The organism is uncultured Desulfovibrio sp., from assembly GCF_902477725.1.
Classification (GTDB): domain Bacteria; phylum Desulfobacterota; class Desulfovibrionia; order Desulfovibrionales; family Desulfovibrionaceae; genus Desulfovibrio.
Genome location: NZ_CABSIF010000015.1, coordinates 1 through 14,164 on the forward strand (window position 1 = coordinate 1; position 14,164 = coordinate 14,164).

Annotated in this window: 13 protein-coding genes and 1 riboswitch; of the genes, 4 read left to right on the plus strand and 9 right to left on the minus strand. The window is 58.9% G+C overall.

The window, feature by feature from the left end:
* The 3 genes from RDK48_RS12700 to RDK48_RS12710 all read left to right on the plus strand — a co-directional run.
* On the plus strand, window positions 1–1,498 hold a 1,498-nt coding region (locus tag RDK48_RS12700; protein WP_308587995.1), incomplete at its 5' end, for a translation initiation factor 2.
* 8 nt (window positions 1,499–1,506) lie between these two features.
* The gene (locus RDK48_RS12705) at window positions 1,507–2,463 is read left to right on the plus strand and encodes a glycosyltransferase family 2 protein (protein ID WP_298993607.1); all 957 of its coding nucleotides are present in this window, start codon (window positions 1,507–1,509) and stop codon (window positions 2,461–2,463) included.
* A gap of 3 nt (window positions 2,464–2,466) precedes the next feature.
* Complete coding sequence (locus RDK48_RS12710; RefSeq protein WP_298993604.1) at window positions 2,467–3,408, plus strand: carbohydrate deacetylase; 942 nt, start codon at window positions 2,467–2,469, stop codon at window positions 3,406–3,408.
* Window positions 3,409–3,559: 151 nt separating this feature from the next.
* Here the strand turns inward: RDK48_RS12710 and RDK48_RS12715 are convergent, their stop codons facing one another.
* From RDK48_RS12715 to RDK48_RS12725, 3 genes are all read right to left on the minus strand, one after another.
* Window positions 3,560–4,330, minus strand: coding sequence for a hypothetical protein (locus RDK48_RS12715; RefSeq protein ID WP_298993602.1), 771 nt, complete (start codon window positions 4,328–4,330; stop codon window positions 3,560–3,562).
* Window positions 4,331–4,731: 401 nt separating this feature from the next.
* On the minus strand, window positions 4,732–6,498 hold the full coding sequence (locus RDK48_RS12720; protein WP_298993600.1) for a methyl-accepting chemotaxis protein: 1,767 nt from the start codon (window positions 6,496–6,498) through the stop codon (window positions 4,732–4,734).
* 198 nt (window positions 6,499–6,696) lie between these two features.
* A complete protein-coding gene (locus tag RDK48_RS12725) occupies window positions 6,697–7,611 on the minus strand; it encodes a GyrI-like domain-containing protein (RefSeq protein ID WP_298993597.1) in 915 nt (304 codons plus the stop codon).
* Window positions 7,612–7,735: 124 nt separating this feature from the next.
* On the opposite strand from RDK48_RS12725, the gene RDK48_RS12730 reads away from it, so the two are divergent.
* Complete coding sequence (locus tag RDK48_RS12730; RefSeq protein WP_298993595.1) at window positions 7,736–8,182, plus strand: GyrI-like domain-containing protein; 447 nt, start codon at window positions 7,736–7,738, stop codon at window positions 8,180–8,182.
* Window positions 8,183–8,723: 541 nt separating this feature from the next.
* Here the strand turns inward: RDK48_RS12730 and cobI are convergent.
* The 6 genes from cobI to RDK48_RS12760 form a co-directional block, all read right to left on the minus strand.
* On the minus strand, window positions 8,724–9,443 hold the full coding sequence (gene cobI, locus RDK48_RS12735) for a precorrin-2 C(20)-methyltransferase (RefSeq protein WP_298993593.1): 720 nt from the start codon (window positions 9,441–9,443) through the stop codon (window positions 8,724–8,726).
* Between the two features lie 39 nt (window positions 9,444–9,482).
* A complete protein-coding gene (locus tag RDK48_RS12740; protein ID WP_298993591.1) occupies window positions 9,483–10,364 on the minus strand; it encodes an ABC transporter substrate-binding protein in 882 nt (293 codons plus the stop codon).
* Window positions 10,321–11,247, minus strand: a complete 927-nt coding sequence (locus RDK48_RS12745; protein ID WP_298993589.1) for an ABC transporter ATP-binding protein — start codon at window positions 11,245–11,247, stop codon at window positions 10,321–10,323. Before RDK48_RS12745 ends, RDK48_RS12740 begins: the two co-directional genes overlap by 44 nt.
* Window positions 11,247–12,347 (minus strand): iron ABC transporter permease, encoded by a 1,101-nt coding sequence (locus RDK48_RS12750; RefSeq protein WP_298993587.1) that lies wholly within the window; start codon window positions 12,345–12,347, stop codon window positions 11,247–11,249. The genes RDK48_RS12745 and RDK48_RS12750 overlap by 1 nt, the downstream gene beginning before the upstream one ends.
* Before the next feature lie 218 nt (window positions 12,348–12,565).
* A riboswitch (cobalamin riboswitch) is annotated at window positions 12,566–12,744 on the minus strand.
* Window positions 12,745–12,771: 27 nt separating this feature from the next.
* Entirely contained in the window at window positions 12,772–13,527 is a 756-nt protein-coding gene (locus RDK48_RS12755; protein WP_298993583.1) for a polyphenol oxidase family protein, read from the minus strand.
* Complete coding sequence (locus RDK48_RS12760; protein ID WP_308587998.1) at window positions 13,518–14,126, minus strand: 5-formyltetrahydrofolate cyclo-ligase; 609 nt, start codon at window positions 14,124–14,126, stop codon at window positions 13,518–13,520. The genes RDK48_RS12755 and RDK48_RS12760 overlap by 10 nt, the downstream gene beginning before the upstream one ends.
* Window positions 14,127–14,164 lie beyond the last annotated feature (38 nt).

Here is a 14,164-nt window from a genome sequence, read left to right on the forward strand (position 1 = left end):
TGTACAAAATATGGCGGGCGAACTGCGCCGTGAACTGTTTTCACTTGACCCGCTGTTAGCAGTTCCAACCACTGCAAATTCCATCATCAGCCTTGAATCAACATTGGCAAGCCTGCTTCAACCCGGTGACGATATTGTGCAGGGGATGCTACGGGCTGGCGCTGTGGGCGTGCTTTTCCACTACATTGCCTGTTATTATCTGGGACGCCGTCTTTTTGACACGCCGCTGATTGCCGCCCTGTTTGCCATGCTGACAGGTGTGACCGTATGGGTCAGTTTTGGTACGTACTGGGGCTTTGGCTCGGGCGACATTACGCCGCGTGTTTATTATGCGGCTCTGTTTCCCCTGCTATTGGCAGCGACACTCTCGGCCCTCGACAAACCCCAGCTACGCCCTCTTGTCCTCTTTGTTTCGGGCTGCGGCATGTACCTGCACAGCATCAGTTCGCTGGTGGCGAGTTGCATGCTGTTTACCGTATTTTTCTTTCACAGGGCCAAGGGCGACAGCCTGTTGCGGCACGGGGCATGGCTTCTGCTCAGCTTCGTTGCATGGTGCCTCCCCACACTGCTCTATCTTACAAGCTCAATCAAATCCGCCACGCTTTTTTCTCCGCAGGATCTAGCCATTCTCCAGCAGGTTTTTGACCGCCGCTTTCTTGAAGACGAAGGCGGACTCTGGCGTAGGCTGATCGGGCACCTGCACTATCGAAGCGACAGTTTTTTTCTCATCCTTGGGGGTATTGCCGGATTATTTGTTGTGCGCCGTTATGGCACACCACCCATGAAGCGCCTGGCATCCATCGTACCCACCCTGTTTTTGGGCTTGTGCATAGCCCTGCTCATTTCGGTAGCGGAAACTCACATCGCTCAGGCCCTCGGCAGAATGCCCATGGGAGCGGAGCTTCCCCGAGGGATCCGCTTTGTTATCTTTTTGTGCTGGCTCATGATCGTCTGCGGCTTTGCCTGCTTTTGGCAACGCGCCCCCAAGTGGGCGAGCCTTGTTGCCCTTGCTGCGGTTATCGTTGTTCTTATGTGCGATCAAGGCCGCTGGGCCTATGGGGTGCGGTTCGCTTTCAGGCATGTGCTGGAGTTGCCGCAGCCAGCACGGGTACAGAATCGCTTGAGCCGGGGGGCCGCCTATGCGGAGGCCCTGCAAGCCGTGCAACGGATCGTTCCGCAAGACGCCCCCATTTTTGCAGAACCCGACGCCATGGCCGTGCGCTATCGCCTGTATCGGCCCCTGGCCTACGCTTTTAAAGACGGATCTTCCTATCTGTACAGCCAGGACGCGCAAGGGGCTGCCCGCTGGCTTGACCTGACCGCCATTCGGGATAAACAAGGATTGACCGCAGCATGGATTGCCTCTGGCACTCAGTGGATTTTGTGCGGCACCATGTCCGAACGGCAGAACATCGAGCAGCTGGGAACTGTTCTCTGGAGCAATGACCGCTGGTTTATCGCCAAACGCGGCATTGCGGCTGAACACGTCACGCAATGAGGCTTTGCATGCGCCAAACCACTCTCTCGGTTGTTGCCCCCGTTTACTGCGAGGGCGGCCATCTGCACAAATTTGTGGCTTCACTCACCGGGGTGCTGACCGCGCTGAGAGCTGATACCGGCCTCGACTACGAAGTCGTGCTGGTTGACGATGGCTCCACAGATGACACGTGGGCCTCAATGCGCACGCTGACCGAGCAATACGCCAACCTGCGCTGCCTGCGCCTGAGCCGCAATTTCGGCAAGGATGCCGCCCTTTCCGCTGGTCTGGCGGCCGCGCACGGAGATGCCGTCGTCACGATGGACAGCGACATGCAGCACCCCGCCGCGCTTATACCAGAAATGGTGGCCTTATGGCGTACCGGTGCTGTAGATGTGGTTGATGTGCGCAAGCAGGAGCGCCAGGTAGAATCATTTTTGAGCAGAATCTGCGCCGTTTCATTTTACCGCATTTTTCAGATGCTGACCTCATATGACCTCAAAGGCTCGGGCGACTTCAAGCTGCTTGACCGTAAGGTGGTTGAGGCCTGGAAAAATCTTGGCGAACGCAAGCTCTTTTACCGGGGGCTGACCTCGTGGATGGGATTTCGACACGAGGAAATACTGTTTAGGCCATGCGCACGTTGCGGCGGCACCAGCAAATGGAGCTTGGCCCGCAGAGTCACCCTGGCCGTTGATTCCATGACGTCTTTCAGCGGTAAACCCTTGCTGATCATTGGCATTATTACCCTGCTGTTCTATGGTTTTTCGTTTATTGTGGGCTGCGAGGCGCTGTGGAGCTATGCCACAGGGCAAGCGGAATCGGGCTTTACCACGGTCATTCTGCTGATGCTGCTGACCGGCAGCGCCATCCTCACAGGCCTGTGCATTCTGTCGGCTTACCTGCACCATGCCTTTGTCGAGCTTAAGGGCAGGCCCCGCTATCTTCTGGCCGAAACGCTGGAAAGCGACAAGACGGACGCCTGATTCATGCGCCAGCAAAGCGATGTCGAAAAACAGCCTTCCATGCGTTTTATCGTCCATGCGGACGACTGCGGCCTGACCCGGCAGATCAGCGAAGATATCTTTGCCTGCCTTGCCCATGGGGCGCTCAACTCCGTTTCCGTCATTATGGGCGGCTCGCACACGACAGAAAGTCTGCAACAACTGGCCGTCATGCCCCATGTTCGCGTGTGCCTGCACCTGAATATTCTTGAAGGGCGCTGCACCGCGCCTGTGTCACAGGTTCGCCCGCTGGCTGATGCACAGGGCGTCTTTCGATACGGGCTGGGGCAGATGCTCTGCAACCTTGCCACGGCCGCAGGCGCCCGCAAAAAAGCCCTGCTTTCAGCCATTCGGAATGAATTTGAAGCGCAGATAGATGCCTTTGCCAGCGGTTTTTCACAGTTGAGGCAAAGGGGAGGACTGCATCTGGACGGGCATCTGCACGTGCACGCCATCCCCGCCCTGCGCGGAATCATGCGAGACCTCATGCGGGAGCACCCGCCTGCCTATGTGCGTCTACCCAAAGAACCCGCTCACCTGCCCCCGCTGCCATTGGCGCAGCTGCTTGTGGGATGCGCGCGGCGCACCCTGCTCGCGCACTGGTCGAAGGGGTTTGCTGCCGTGCTGGATCAGGCGGGCATTGCCCACAACAGCTTTTTGTGCGGGCTTGTAAGCGGCGGCAACCTTACTGCTGCGCGGGCCGAGGATTCCCTTGCGGCCATACAGCGCCAAAAGGAGCGCGCCCCGCTGGTTGAAATCATGAGTCACCCCGGCGGAGGACATGACGCCAGCGAGGCCTATGTGCGACATAGTGATTTTTACCAAAGCAGCGCACGCCTGACAGAAAAGACCATGCTGCTTGATGGCAGCCTGAACGCAGTGCTGGCGCGCTACGGATCCTTGCAGACCTTTGCGGAAACACAGTAATAGCGCCCCATCCAACAAACCCGGCAGGTACCGGATTGTTCCTGCATTTCACTCAAAAAATCCCGCACGGCAAACAACAAACGGCCCAAAAGCATAATGCCTTTGGGCCGTTTACATACTTTTGCGGCAGGCGCTCTCGCCTGCATAAGCGCTATTGACCGCGAATCCAGTAGGTTTCAAAGCCGTCTTCAAGCCAGCCGTCCTTCACCCGGGTGAAGCCAGCCTCCTTGAAAAGATCACGGTACTCATCCTGCGTGCGCCGCCAGCCCCAAAACTGTTGCCGACGAATACCCATATAGTGCAGGGCCGCGCGGATGCCGATCTTGATGGCGTTCACAAAACTGCCGATAAAGGAATCTTCTTCCAGCAATGACGCAGAAAGCAGCACCAGTTCCCCGCCGGGGGCAAGCTGCGCCCGCAGTTCCCAGAGCAGATGCTGGAACTCGCGCGTAGGAATGCCGTAGTCGACAGTAGACAGGTAGATCATGTCGTACTGCACATCAGAGGGCAGACACATGGGCGGCAGCCCGATATAGATGCGGTCGCTGGGTATGTATTCCCGCAGCCACTTCATACCTACGGTGCTGGGTTCGTTGACATGCAGCTCAAGCTCCGGCATTTCTTCCAGCAAAATTTTTTCCATATAGCCCACGCCGCTGCCAATGGACAGCACGCGCACCGGTTCCATGCGCCCTGCGGGGTCTTGCGCCAGCTTTGCACGCAACTGACCGATAAGCCACTTTGCGTCTGTGCGTTTGTTTTCGCGCCAGACAGATGGCAAATCTTCCCAGTTCTTGTAGCGGCGGAACAGCTCTTCATAAAAAACCGCATAAAACTTTGGTTCCGCCAGATGAAAGAATGAAATATGTGAAAAGGACGTGAAGGGTATGCCCTGCCAGCTTTCCTGATAAAAACGCCGCACGTTGAAGCCTCCGAGACATGGCCGCAAAAGCTCGCCTCGCGCAGGATTGCGCCCCAGGCAAACTTTCGATGCGCAAAATCATAACCCAACCGCCAGCAAGGCGCAATGCGCGTAAACCGGGCGGCGGCAACTTGCGCAAGAACGTGATCAGGCCGCAACGTTACTGCAATACTTAAAAAATATCTGGCAGGCACACGCAGCAACCTGCCAGATATCATGCAGCAGCAAGCGCAAACAAATCATAAAAATCCGCAAGGGGAGGATCTTTCCCGATCCTCCCCTTGCCCATAGCTGCTAACCAGGCTGAAACTCAGCAAAAAAGCATATTGCGACCACTGTCACCTAGAGACGCTTTTTGCTTTCTTCTTTTTTCTGCTCTCAAACCTGGATACGGCGTTCCGTTAGCCAGCCTTCATTTCCTGAATAAGCCGCCGCAGCACCTGGGCCTGCTGGGCCATTTCGCCCATAGCCTGATTGGCCCTTCCCATGGCTTGCGCGGTTTCCGCCGAAATAGTTGCGACCTGCTCCACAGAACGGCTGATTTCCTCACTGGATGCCGACTGCTGCTCGCTGGCTGCGGCGATGGAGCGCACCTGATCGCTTGCCTGTTCCACAAGGCTGACAATCTGTGTAAGCGCCTCGCCAGAAAGCGAAGCCCGGTGCGTGGCGCTTTCAATGGTGGCAACAGACTTGTCCACGCCGTCAATGCTTTTACGGGTTCCTTCCTGAATACCACGGATAACGCCGCCCACTTCCTGCGTGGCAGTCATGGTCTTTTCCGCCAGTTTGCGCACTTCATCGGCCACCACGGCAAAGCCGCGCCCGGCATCGCCAGCGCGGGCCGCCTCAATGGCGGCATTCAGGGCCAGAAGGTTGGTCTGATCTGCGATATCGGAAATAACGCTCATGATCTGCCCAATGCCATCGGCCTGTTTGCCGAGCGTGGCCATATCGGCCTTGACTTCAAGCGACTGCTTTTGCACCGCAGTGATATCGCTCACCACATTGCGAACCAGTTGCGCACCTTCCTGCGCCTTGCTGCGCGCGGTATCGGAAGTATCAGAGGCCTTGGCGGCGTTTTCCGCAACTTCGCCCACGGTGACGTTCATCTCATCCATGGCAGAAGACGTAACTGAAACACGCCGAGACTGTTCCTCTGCCCCACGGCTCGATTGCGTAATCAATGCAGAAAGCTGCTCTGTGGCAGTTGATACCACCTCAACCACGCTTTCAAGCTGGTGCGCGGCCTGCAGCATACCCTCGGCCTTGGCGCGTTCGGCCTGCACCTTGGCAGCCTGCGCCTCTTGGGTGGCTATTTCCGCATGGTGGGCCTGCTCAGAAGCTTCGGCGCTTTTCTGCTCCGCCTCGGCGATCTTGTCCTTCATGGTTCCCACCATGTTTTGCAAGACATGATAAACGCCGCCGGGCTTCTTTTGCTGACGGAAGGTCACGTCCAGATCGCCGTCAGCAATCTTGCCCGCAACTTCGGCAAGATAGCCAGGATCCTCGCCAAGCTGCCGCATAACCTCACGCGTGAGCAACATGCCTTGCCCCACAGACAAGATAAAACCAATGGCAATGGCCGCAAAAATCATTTTTTTGGAAAAATCAGCCAGGTCGTCATTGGACTGGGCCAGCAGATGGCCCTGCTCTTCCTTGGATTCCACAAGGCGGTTGATGGCATCCTGATACTGATTGGCCAGCTTGTTTCCCTCACCATCAAGATAGGCTTCCGCTCCGGCGGAGTCACCATCCTGCTTCAATTTGAGGACCTTGTCCGTCATGCCTCTAAATGCCGCGCGGTGTACCTTGTACTCTTCAATAATTTGCTTTGCCTTGGCAGAAATAAGAGTCTTCTCCACAGCTTTTGAGCTTTCGTCTATTTCTTTGCGCAGCGCTTCAATCTGGACAGTGCGCTTACTGACCTCCGCATCTGACGATGCGCCCACGATACCTTCCATGTTGACGCGAATGCGCTGAAAACCCACGGAAAGCTTCAGCAGATCCGCCATGGGAACCGTGGCGCGCTCATAAAGGATCGTGTCAGCATCATTGACCTTTTCCAGCTCAAAAACGGCAAAGACACCTACGGCCAAGGTCATCAGCGAAGACAAAACAAAACTCACAATCAACTTTGTTTGCAGTTGCGTATTTTTCAAAAGGCTCATGGTCGATTCTCCAGGGGAGGGGGATTTTATACTATTAGTATGCTACTTTCTTTATCGGCATAGTCTTTAAACATTTTAGGTTATCAGCAAAAGTAATTAAAAATATTTTCCATATAACATGTTACAATCCTTTGTTTAGCTACCCAACCAGATTCCTGTCATCGCGTCCAGCAGCGTCTGCACAGGCCACTCGGCAAATCAGAACTTATCCATCGGTCTGAGCGGAATGCAGATTTCCGTCAGCAGGTCTGCAGGAGGGGTTGTTTGCGGCGAATTCCAGTAGATTTCAAAGCCCGGATCATTATACGGCTCGCGTCCACTCTGCGGAAACCACATGCCAAACAGCGACCTGTAGGCCGGATGCAACAGGGAGTACGGCCCCTTGATGCGCAGTGCGGCATACTCCTGTTCCCCGCCAATATGGCGCAAAAAAATGCCCTCATTCTGTAGCAGAGGGCACAATTCGGCACTTGTTTCCAGTAATTCTGGCGACAGGCTGACGCAGGCATCCATGCGGCACTTTTGAGGCGCGGTGATGTCCGGATTGTCGTAGCTCACGCCGTAAGCCACCGAGGCATCAGAAAGCAGGCCGTTGGCCCCCAGCGCGCCGCACAGTTTTTCCCATGCAGGAAAACTCTCGTCATACGGCCCTGTATGCCGCACGGCAGCCACCAAGCGAGGCGCAAACTTTTCGACACGCACTTCCATGACCGGGAGGTCGGTCATTTCATGATAAAACAGGGGACGCGTCAGATCGCGTCTGCGGGCAACCTCCAGATGTCCCTTCCTGCGGCGGTATTCAGACGGCAGCATGCCCATATGCGCCCGAAAAGCGCGCGTAAAGGCGTCCACGCTATCGTAGCCAGCGCAAAGGGCTATCTGGGTGACAGATTCAGGGGAATGCCCAAGCTGCATGGCGGCGCGCTCCAGCAGCAGACGGCGCACGTATGCCGCAACGCTCTCACCCACCATGGATGAAAATACCCGGTGAAAGTGATAGGGCGAAAAACAGGCTATGCGCGCCAGTTCCTCCAGGTTTGGCCTGTCATCAAGGTGCTGCTCAATGTGGCGCAGCACAAGGCCTATACGCTGCTGGTAGGTAAGTGTTTCCATTTATTCTCCCATCTCGGTTCTGGCCGCAAGGGCCACGGTGGGCAGAAGCGCAAAAAAAGTCGAGCGAATTTTCGCCAGCAGGAACATGTTGACCCCACACAATATAGCCCCGCAAGGAGTACCTATGAACGGATTTGAAATAAAAGTCGTGGAATTTCCGACCAAGCAGCTTATGGGCATCAAGGTGCGTACCAACATGGCAAAAGCCAAGGAAGACTGCCAGGCCCTATGGCAGAACTTCTGCCCGCAAATGCCCAAAATTTATGGCAAGGAAAGCTACGGCGTTTCCATCATGCTCAATGCCCAGGATTTTGATTACTGGGCCGCCGTTGAGGCTGACGAACAGATTCCAGCAGGCATTGAAACCACCCGCATTCCGTCCGGCTCCTACGCCCGCTGCACTGTGCCGAATCTGGAAAGCATCGGTGCAGGATACATGTTCATGTACCAGACATGGCTTGGCGGGCAGCAGGAATGGAAACTGAACGAGCAGGCCCCCTGCTTTGAATTGTACCCTGCGGACTGGAGTCCGAGTATGCCGTTTGACCTGTTTATGCCGGTCAAGCGTTAGATTCCGCCGTCCGGCGGAGTTAGGACGCCTCCCCGGCGTGGTCGCGCCCGAGAGGCACTAAGTTTATCTTTTTTCTGCCCTTTGGGCACGGGATGCCGCCGTCCGGCGGAGTTGGGACGCCTGTGCGGCGCGCAGCAAGGCGGGGCCGGTTAGGGGCTATGCCCCCTTCTCGGCCCCCCTTGCATCCCCCCCCGAAGCACCCCCTGAGGCCTTCAGCTTCCCTCGCTCGCTACGCTCGCTCAGGTGATCTCCCTCCGCGCCGCGTTAATGCCAGAGTCCGCTTTCGCTTTGAATTTATGAGTCCGTTTCAGCCAACAATCTCAGTACCCGTCGAAGATTGAGCAACTACGGGTAAAAAAGAATTCCCCCCTCCATCAGGAGCTGGTCGTGAAGTTGCCTTCCTTAAACTCGCCGAAGCGGACGCGGAGGCGATGGCTGGTGTTGGACGAATTTGCAAAATACGCATTCAGGGCGCAAAAGTCAGGTTTGCGTAAATCAGCCTGACAGGCTCACCCACCCCGCCGCCAAGATATTCCTGCCTTTATCTACCCTGCGGCTTACGGCTCAGAATCAACGACATATAGGGCGGTGTTTCACCCGCAGCACAAGCCCCGCCAAGCCCCTGACAGACCTTCTCCGCGGGCTGCTCCACATGGCTCGCCAGGACGCACGACTCCAGTCTGTTGGTAGCGCCCAAGGCTTCCGCAATGGCAGGCAGGTTGCGATAGGCCTTGAGAATCACAGCAGTATCACTCTGTTGCAATGAATCTTCCAGACTCTCCCGGCTGTTGATGCCCGGTATAATGCGCAAGGTCTCGCCGTTTTCGCACAACACGGTGCGGGTGCGGGCGGCTGCTGCCTGAAAGGACGTAATGCCGGGGATGACCTCCACCGCCAGATGCGGCGCACATTCGCCAAGGGTGCGCATGAGGTAGCCAAACGTACTGTACACCAGCGGATCGCCAATGGTCAGAAAAGCGGCGCTCTGCCCGCTTTCCAGCACATCTCTGGTAGTCTGGGCCGCTACGCGCCACGCCTCACGCAGCACGGAACGGTCGCGCGTCATGGGAAATTCCAGCCGCAACACGCGCACATCGGCCCGCAGATGCGGGCGCGCCGTGTCCAGCGCCGCTGAAAAATCATTGCGGGGCGAGGCTGCCGCAAGGATAACATCCACCTCGCCCAACACCCTGACTGCCCGCAGGGTCAAAAGATCGGGCGCGCCGGGGCCGACGCCCACGCCGTAGAGAATTCCGTTCATTATCTGCTCTCTTTACAATGCTCTGAAATAGTTATGAGATCAGCGATGCAGCCAGCTGTCCAGCTCTTCCGCCGCATCCAGGGCGCGGGGGCCGGGGCGGGCAAACCGCTCTTCGTCAACTATAAGTACGCGCCCGGCGCGCTGGGCGCGCAAATCCCGGTAGTGATCGCGCCCGGCCAGGGGCGTTGGCTCAGGATTCATGGGGCCTTTCTGAATAATGTACGCATCCGGGTCTGCCGCAATCAGGGCTTCCTCGCTGTAGCGCACCAGCTTTTTGCTGTCGTTCACCACGTTTTCGCCCCCGGCAAGAGCCAGTATTTCGCTGCTGATGCCGCCGCGTCCGGCAGCCAGCAGATTGGGATAACGCACCTCGTAAAAAACACGCGCCACGGGCTTGCCCGCATTGCGGCTGTGCAATGCCTGCATTCGGATCTTCCAGTCGTTTACGAGAACCTGGGCTTTATCCTCGCGTCCGGCAAGCCGCCCCAGGGTTTCCGTAACTTCAAATAGCCGCTCAAAGGAATTTACTTCAAATGTCAGCACCTTGAGGCCCAAAGAACGCAAATTTTCGGTCTGGGTCTGGGCTTCGCTGCGGCCTTCAAGCTGCAAAACCACATCAGGCTGCTGCGCCAGCACAAGCTCGGCATTGGGGCGCATGTGCGTGCCAATGGCAGGCAGGGCCGCAAGCTCCGGCAGGTTGCCGTCCGCAGCGGTGCGCGCCACCAGCAGGTCGCCAGCGCCCATGGCCAGAAAAATCTCGTTAAACGCCCCGTACAGCGCGATCACCCTTTTGACGGGTTGGGCAAAGGTTACTATTGCGCCCGTGTCGTCCGTGATCACAATGGGGGCGGAATCACGACGCTCGCTGTTTTCAGAGTTAGCCGCCTGCGCTCCTGCCGGGAATAAAACCCGACTGAACATCAGGCACAGCAGCATCAACAGAGGCAGCCGAAGCAACAGCTTTCTCCCCGCTCCACGGGCCTGTTGCGCTGGCAAGCAGGGCCTGAGGCAGCCCCCACCGAGGGTGGGGCAACACGCAGATGGGTATGTTGTAAAGCGCACCGAGATTCTCCTCTGTAAAAACCTTTGCTACCGGCCCGTCAAAAACCAGATTTCCGTCCCGCAGCCCCATAAGGCGCGTGGCATAGAGGGCGGCCAGATTGCAGTCGTGCACGGCCATGAGCACGCAGGCTCCGGCGGCGCGACGGCGTTCAAGCAGGTCGAACAGATCAACCATGCGCGCCCAGTCCAGCCCTGCGGCCAGTTCGTCCAGCAGCAGGAGTGGGCTTTCCTGCGCAAGGGCGCGGGCAAGCAAGACCCTTTGCAGTTCGCCGCCCGAAAGTTCGGTGAGCCTGCGGTGCGCCAGCGGCGCTGCCCCGGTTTCTTCAAGCGCCCGGTCTGCCGCCGCATAGTCTTCCTGCCCATAAGCTCCAAGCCACGAAAGATGGGCAAAACGCCCGAGCAGCACCATCTGCCGTGCGGTAAGGCCCTGCGGCAACTGCCCCCGCTGCGGCACCACCGCCACCATGCGGGCGCGCTCTCGCGGCTTCAATGCCGCCAGCGGACGCCCCTGAATCTCAATGGTGCCAGCCTGCGGCATCAGCACCCCAGAAAGGGCGCGCAGCAGCGTTGTTTTGCCGCTGCCATTGGGGCCAAGCAGGGCAGCGCATTCCCCGGCGTGCAGGGTAAAGTCCGCATCGCGCAGCACGCTCTGCCCGCCGTATCCGGCGCGCACCCCGGCAATACGCAGCACAGGCGGTGCTGTGCGCCCCTCATGGCGAATATCTTGGTCAGGCCGCAGCATCAGCGCCTCCGCACCAGCAGGGCAAAAAACGGCCCGCCAAGCAAGGCCGTGACCACGCCCACGGGCAGTTCCTGTCCGCCGGAAAGAACGCAACGGGCCAGAACATCCGCCCAGACCAGCAGCACACCGCCGCCGAAAAAGGCCGCAGTCAGCAAGGGGCCGTGCCCCCAGCCCAACAGCAGACGCAGCACGTGCGGCACCACCAGCCCCACAAAGCCGATCACCCCGGCCACGGCCACGCAGCCAGCGGTCATACAGCTTGCTCCGGCCAGCAGCCACAGGCGGGCGCGGCCCACATCAAGGCCTGTCTGGGCGGCCTGTTCATCGCCAAGAGCAAGCACGTCCAGGGCGCGCCAGCCAAAGACTGTTGCCAACAATCCCGGTACAAGGGTTGCCAGCAAGAGGGGCAGACTGCTCCAGCCCCGGCCCTGAAAGGACCCCATGATCCAGAACACGATGCTGGTTACGGATTCCTCGTTGAGGGCCTTCACAAGGGCCACCAGCGCCCCCAAAAATGCGGCCACGGCAATGCCCGCAAGAATAACGCTCTCCCGGCTGAACGCGCCGTCGCCGCGCCCCAGCCACAATGCGCAGCCAAGGGCCGCCAGCGCGCCGACCAGAGCCGCAGGGGCCACCAGCCCGGCATGACTGAAGCCAGCCAGCCCCGGCACATTGCCCACCCACGGGATACTCCCCAGCATGACCACCAGCGGCCCGCCAAGGGCGATAGCCATGCTGGCCCCGCAGGCTGCTCCGGCGGAAATGCCCAGAGTGAAGGGATCAGCCAACGGATTGCGCAACACGCCCTGCAATGCCGCCCCGGCCATAGCCAGAGCGCCGCCGCACAGGGCGGCCAGACACACCCGGGCAAGCCGGATGCTCACCACAACCCCGGTCAGGGCCGGATCATCAGGCGCAGGCGCAAAGCCTGCCAATGCCGCCAAAGCGCGAAACACGCTCTGCGCGCTCAAGGGCACAGGCCCCGGCAAACAGGCCAGCGGCAGCGAAACAAGCCACACGACCACAAGACCGGTAAAAACCGGCCACAGCCTGCGGGATTGCGGGTAGGAGGAAGGAGAAGATTCGGTCGTTCTGGTCATGCCAGCCCTCTGGCCGTAGCCTGCGGGGGCGAACGCGGGCCAAAGCGTTGGCTGACCTCAGGGGTCAGACCCTTGCCCAGTGGCGGCCTGCGCCACGCGGGCATAAAAAAAGCCTCTTCCACTCGTGGTGGAAGAGGCCCGTATTTCCTCTGTCCTGCCGGCAAAAACCCGTTGCCGTGGGGCGGCCAATGCCGCACCGTGGTGCCGTCATTCCATGACTGCGCACCTTGGGGCATGGCAGGTCTTCCGGCTTGGTTCCCCTGCTCCGGCCTTCCCGTTTCCAGTGGCGCAAGATGGAGCAAGGTTAAGAACCTTACGGCGGCGGGTCCGCTCCCGTTTTTCACGGGATTCCCTTTTCAAGCCGGTCTACCCGGCTACCAATGCCGCCAACACTCTAGGCGCGGCCTTGCGGCCTGTCAATGGCTCAGGCTGCGATCCACACAAGGCTGGCCTGACGGCCCGAGCGTCTGGCGCAGCGGTAGGAAAAAAACTGTTCGTTGTTGCTGGCGGTGCAGATGTCCAGCCCATAGATGTTGCGTGACAAAAGGCCCGCGCGCTCAAGCTGGTGCCTCGTGAGACCCCACAAATCCATGGTTTTGCTGCTGGCGTCAAACCAGGGCAGGTAGGGATCGCCCCACTCCTTGTCAAAATTGACAAATTCCGCCTTGCCCGGCCCAAGGCTGGGGCCGCGCACAGCCAACAGATCGTGCGGTTCAAGGCCGTAACGCTCGCAGAAGCGGGCCACGCCCGTGATGGGGAAATCGCAGCGGTTGCCGCGCCAGCCCGCATGCATGGCGGCGATATATGCACCGCTTTTGTGGGCAATGAGGATGGGCTGGCAATCTGCCGTTTTGATGAGCAGACCAAGGCCGGGACGCGCTGTGGCCATACCATCGCCTTCCGCCGTAACGGCCGTTTCGCAGGGCACAGCCTCCGGCTCAAAAACAAAACCATCGCCGTGCACCTGCATCAGCTCGGCCCAGGCGGTCATGCCCTGCGGGCGCAGGTCTTCCAGCATGCTGCGGCGGTTGGCAATGACGTGCTCGGGGTTATCCTGCACGGTAAAAGCAATGTTGCCGCCGCCAAACTCGCCAAGGCTCACGCCTCCGGCGCGGGTCTGAAAGGCGCAACGCACCTGTGGAACACCGGGAAATACAAAGGGGATATAGCTTACAGACACAGCATACGCTCTTCAGTACATATATAGTTGACCCGCTGGTCCCAGGGGGCCAGGGGCAGGGATTCCACAAGCTGAAATTCAAAGCACAGGCCTACGCGGGGGCAGGCGAATCCTTTTTCCAGAAAGCGGTCGTAATAGCCGCCGCCATAGCCCAGGCGCCCGCCAGTGAGATCAAAGGCCACACCGGGCAGGAGCGCGAGGTCAGGGGCAAGGGGGGGGGAATCCACGGCGCTGCTGTCTCCAGCCGCTTCAGGCCCGAAACCGGGCAGGGAATCGTGCGGTTCAAGCAGACCAAGGGGGCCGGGGCGCAACTGCTCTGGGCCGCTGCACGCCACAAAATCCATAAATCCCGGCTTGCTGCGCCGCACACGTGGCAGCCATACGAGCATACCGGCCTGCCATGCCGCGCGCAGCAGGGCTTGCGTACCAAGCTCGCCCCTAACGCCCACATAGAGGGCCACGGAGCGTACATTCTTCCACAGGGCGGATTCCATGAGCCTGTTCTGCGCCCCCTCGCTGCGGATTTCGGCCAACCGGGGCGACTGCGCCGCCCGCAGACGGCGCATGGCTTTGCGCACATCATTTCTTGCTTGAGCCATAGAATCGGGCAGCTCGGCAGAAAGGACACCCGCCGGAA

What these genes read in the sequence shown, in the direction of transcription:
- RDK48_RS12705 (WP_298993607.1), top strand. Translation starts at nt 1,507, where the DNA reads ATGCGCCAAACCACTCTCTCGGTTGTTGCCCCCGTTTACTGCGAGGGC.
- RDK48_RS12710 (WP_298993604.1), top strand. Translation starts at nt 2,467, where the DNA reads ATGCGCCAGCAAAGCGATGTCGAAAAACAGCCTTCCATGCGTTTTATC.
- RDK48_RS12720 (WP_298993600.1), bottom strand. Translation starts at nt 6,498, where the DNA reads ATGAGCCTTTTGAAAAATACGCAACTGCAAACAAAGTTGATTGTGAGT.
- RDK48_RS12725 (WP_298993597.1), bottom strand. Translation starts at nt 7,611, where the DNA reads ATGGAAACACTTACCTACCAGCAGCGTATAGGCCTTGTGCTGCGCCAC.
- RDK48_RS12730 (WP_298993595.1), top strand. Translation starts at nt 7,736, where the DNA reads ATGAACGGATTTGAAATAAAAGTCGTGGAATTTCCGACCAAGCAGCTT.
- cobI (WP_298993593.1), bottom strand. Translation starts at nt 9,443, where the DNA reads ATGAACGGAATTCTCTACGGCGTGGGCGTCGGCCCCGGCGCGCCCGAT.
- RDK48_RS12740 (WP_298993591.1), bottom strand. Translation starts at nt 10,364, where the DNA reads ATGTTCAGTCGGGTTTTATTCCCGGCAGGAGCGCAGGCGGCTAACTCT.
- RDK48_RS12745 (WP_298993589.1), bottom strand. Translation starts at nt 11,247, where the DNA reads ATGCTGCGGCCTGACCAAGATATTCGCCATGAGGGGCGCACAGCACCG.
- RDK48_RS12750 (WP_298993587.1), bottom strand. Translation starts at nt 12,347, where the DNA reads ATGACCAGAACGACCGAATCTTCTCCTTCCTCCTACCCGCAATCCCGC.
- RDK48_RS12760 (WP_308587998.1), bottom strand. Translation starts at nt 14,126, where the DNA reads ATGGCTCAAGCAAGAAATGATGTGCGCAAAGCCATGCGCCGTCTGCGG.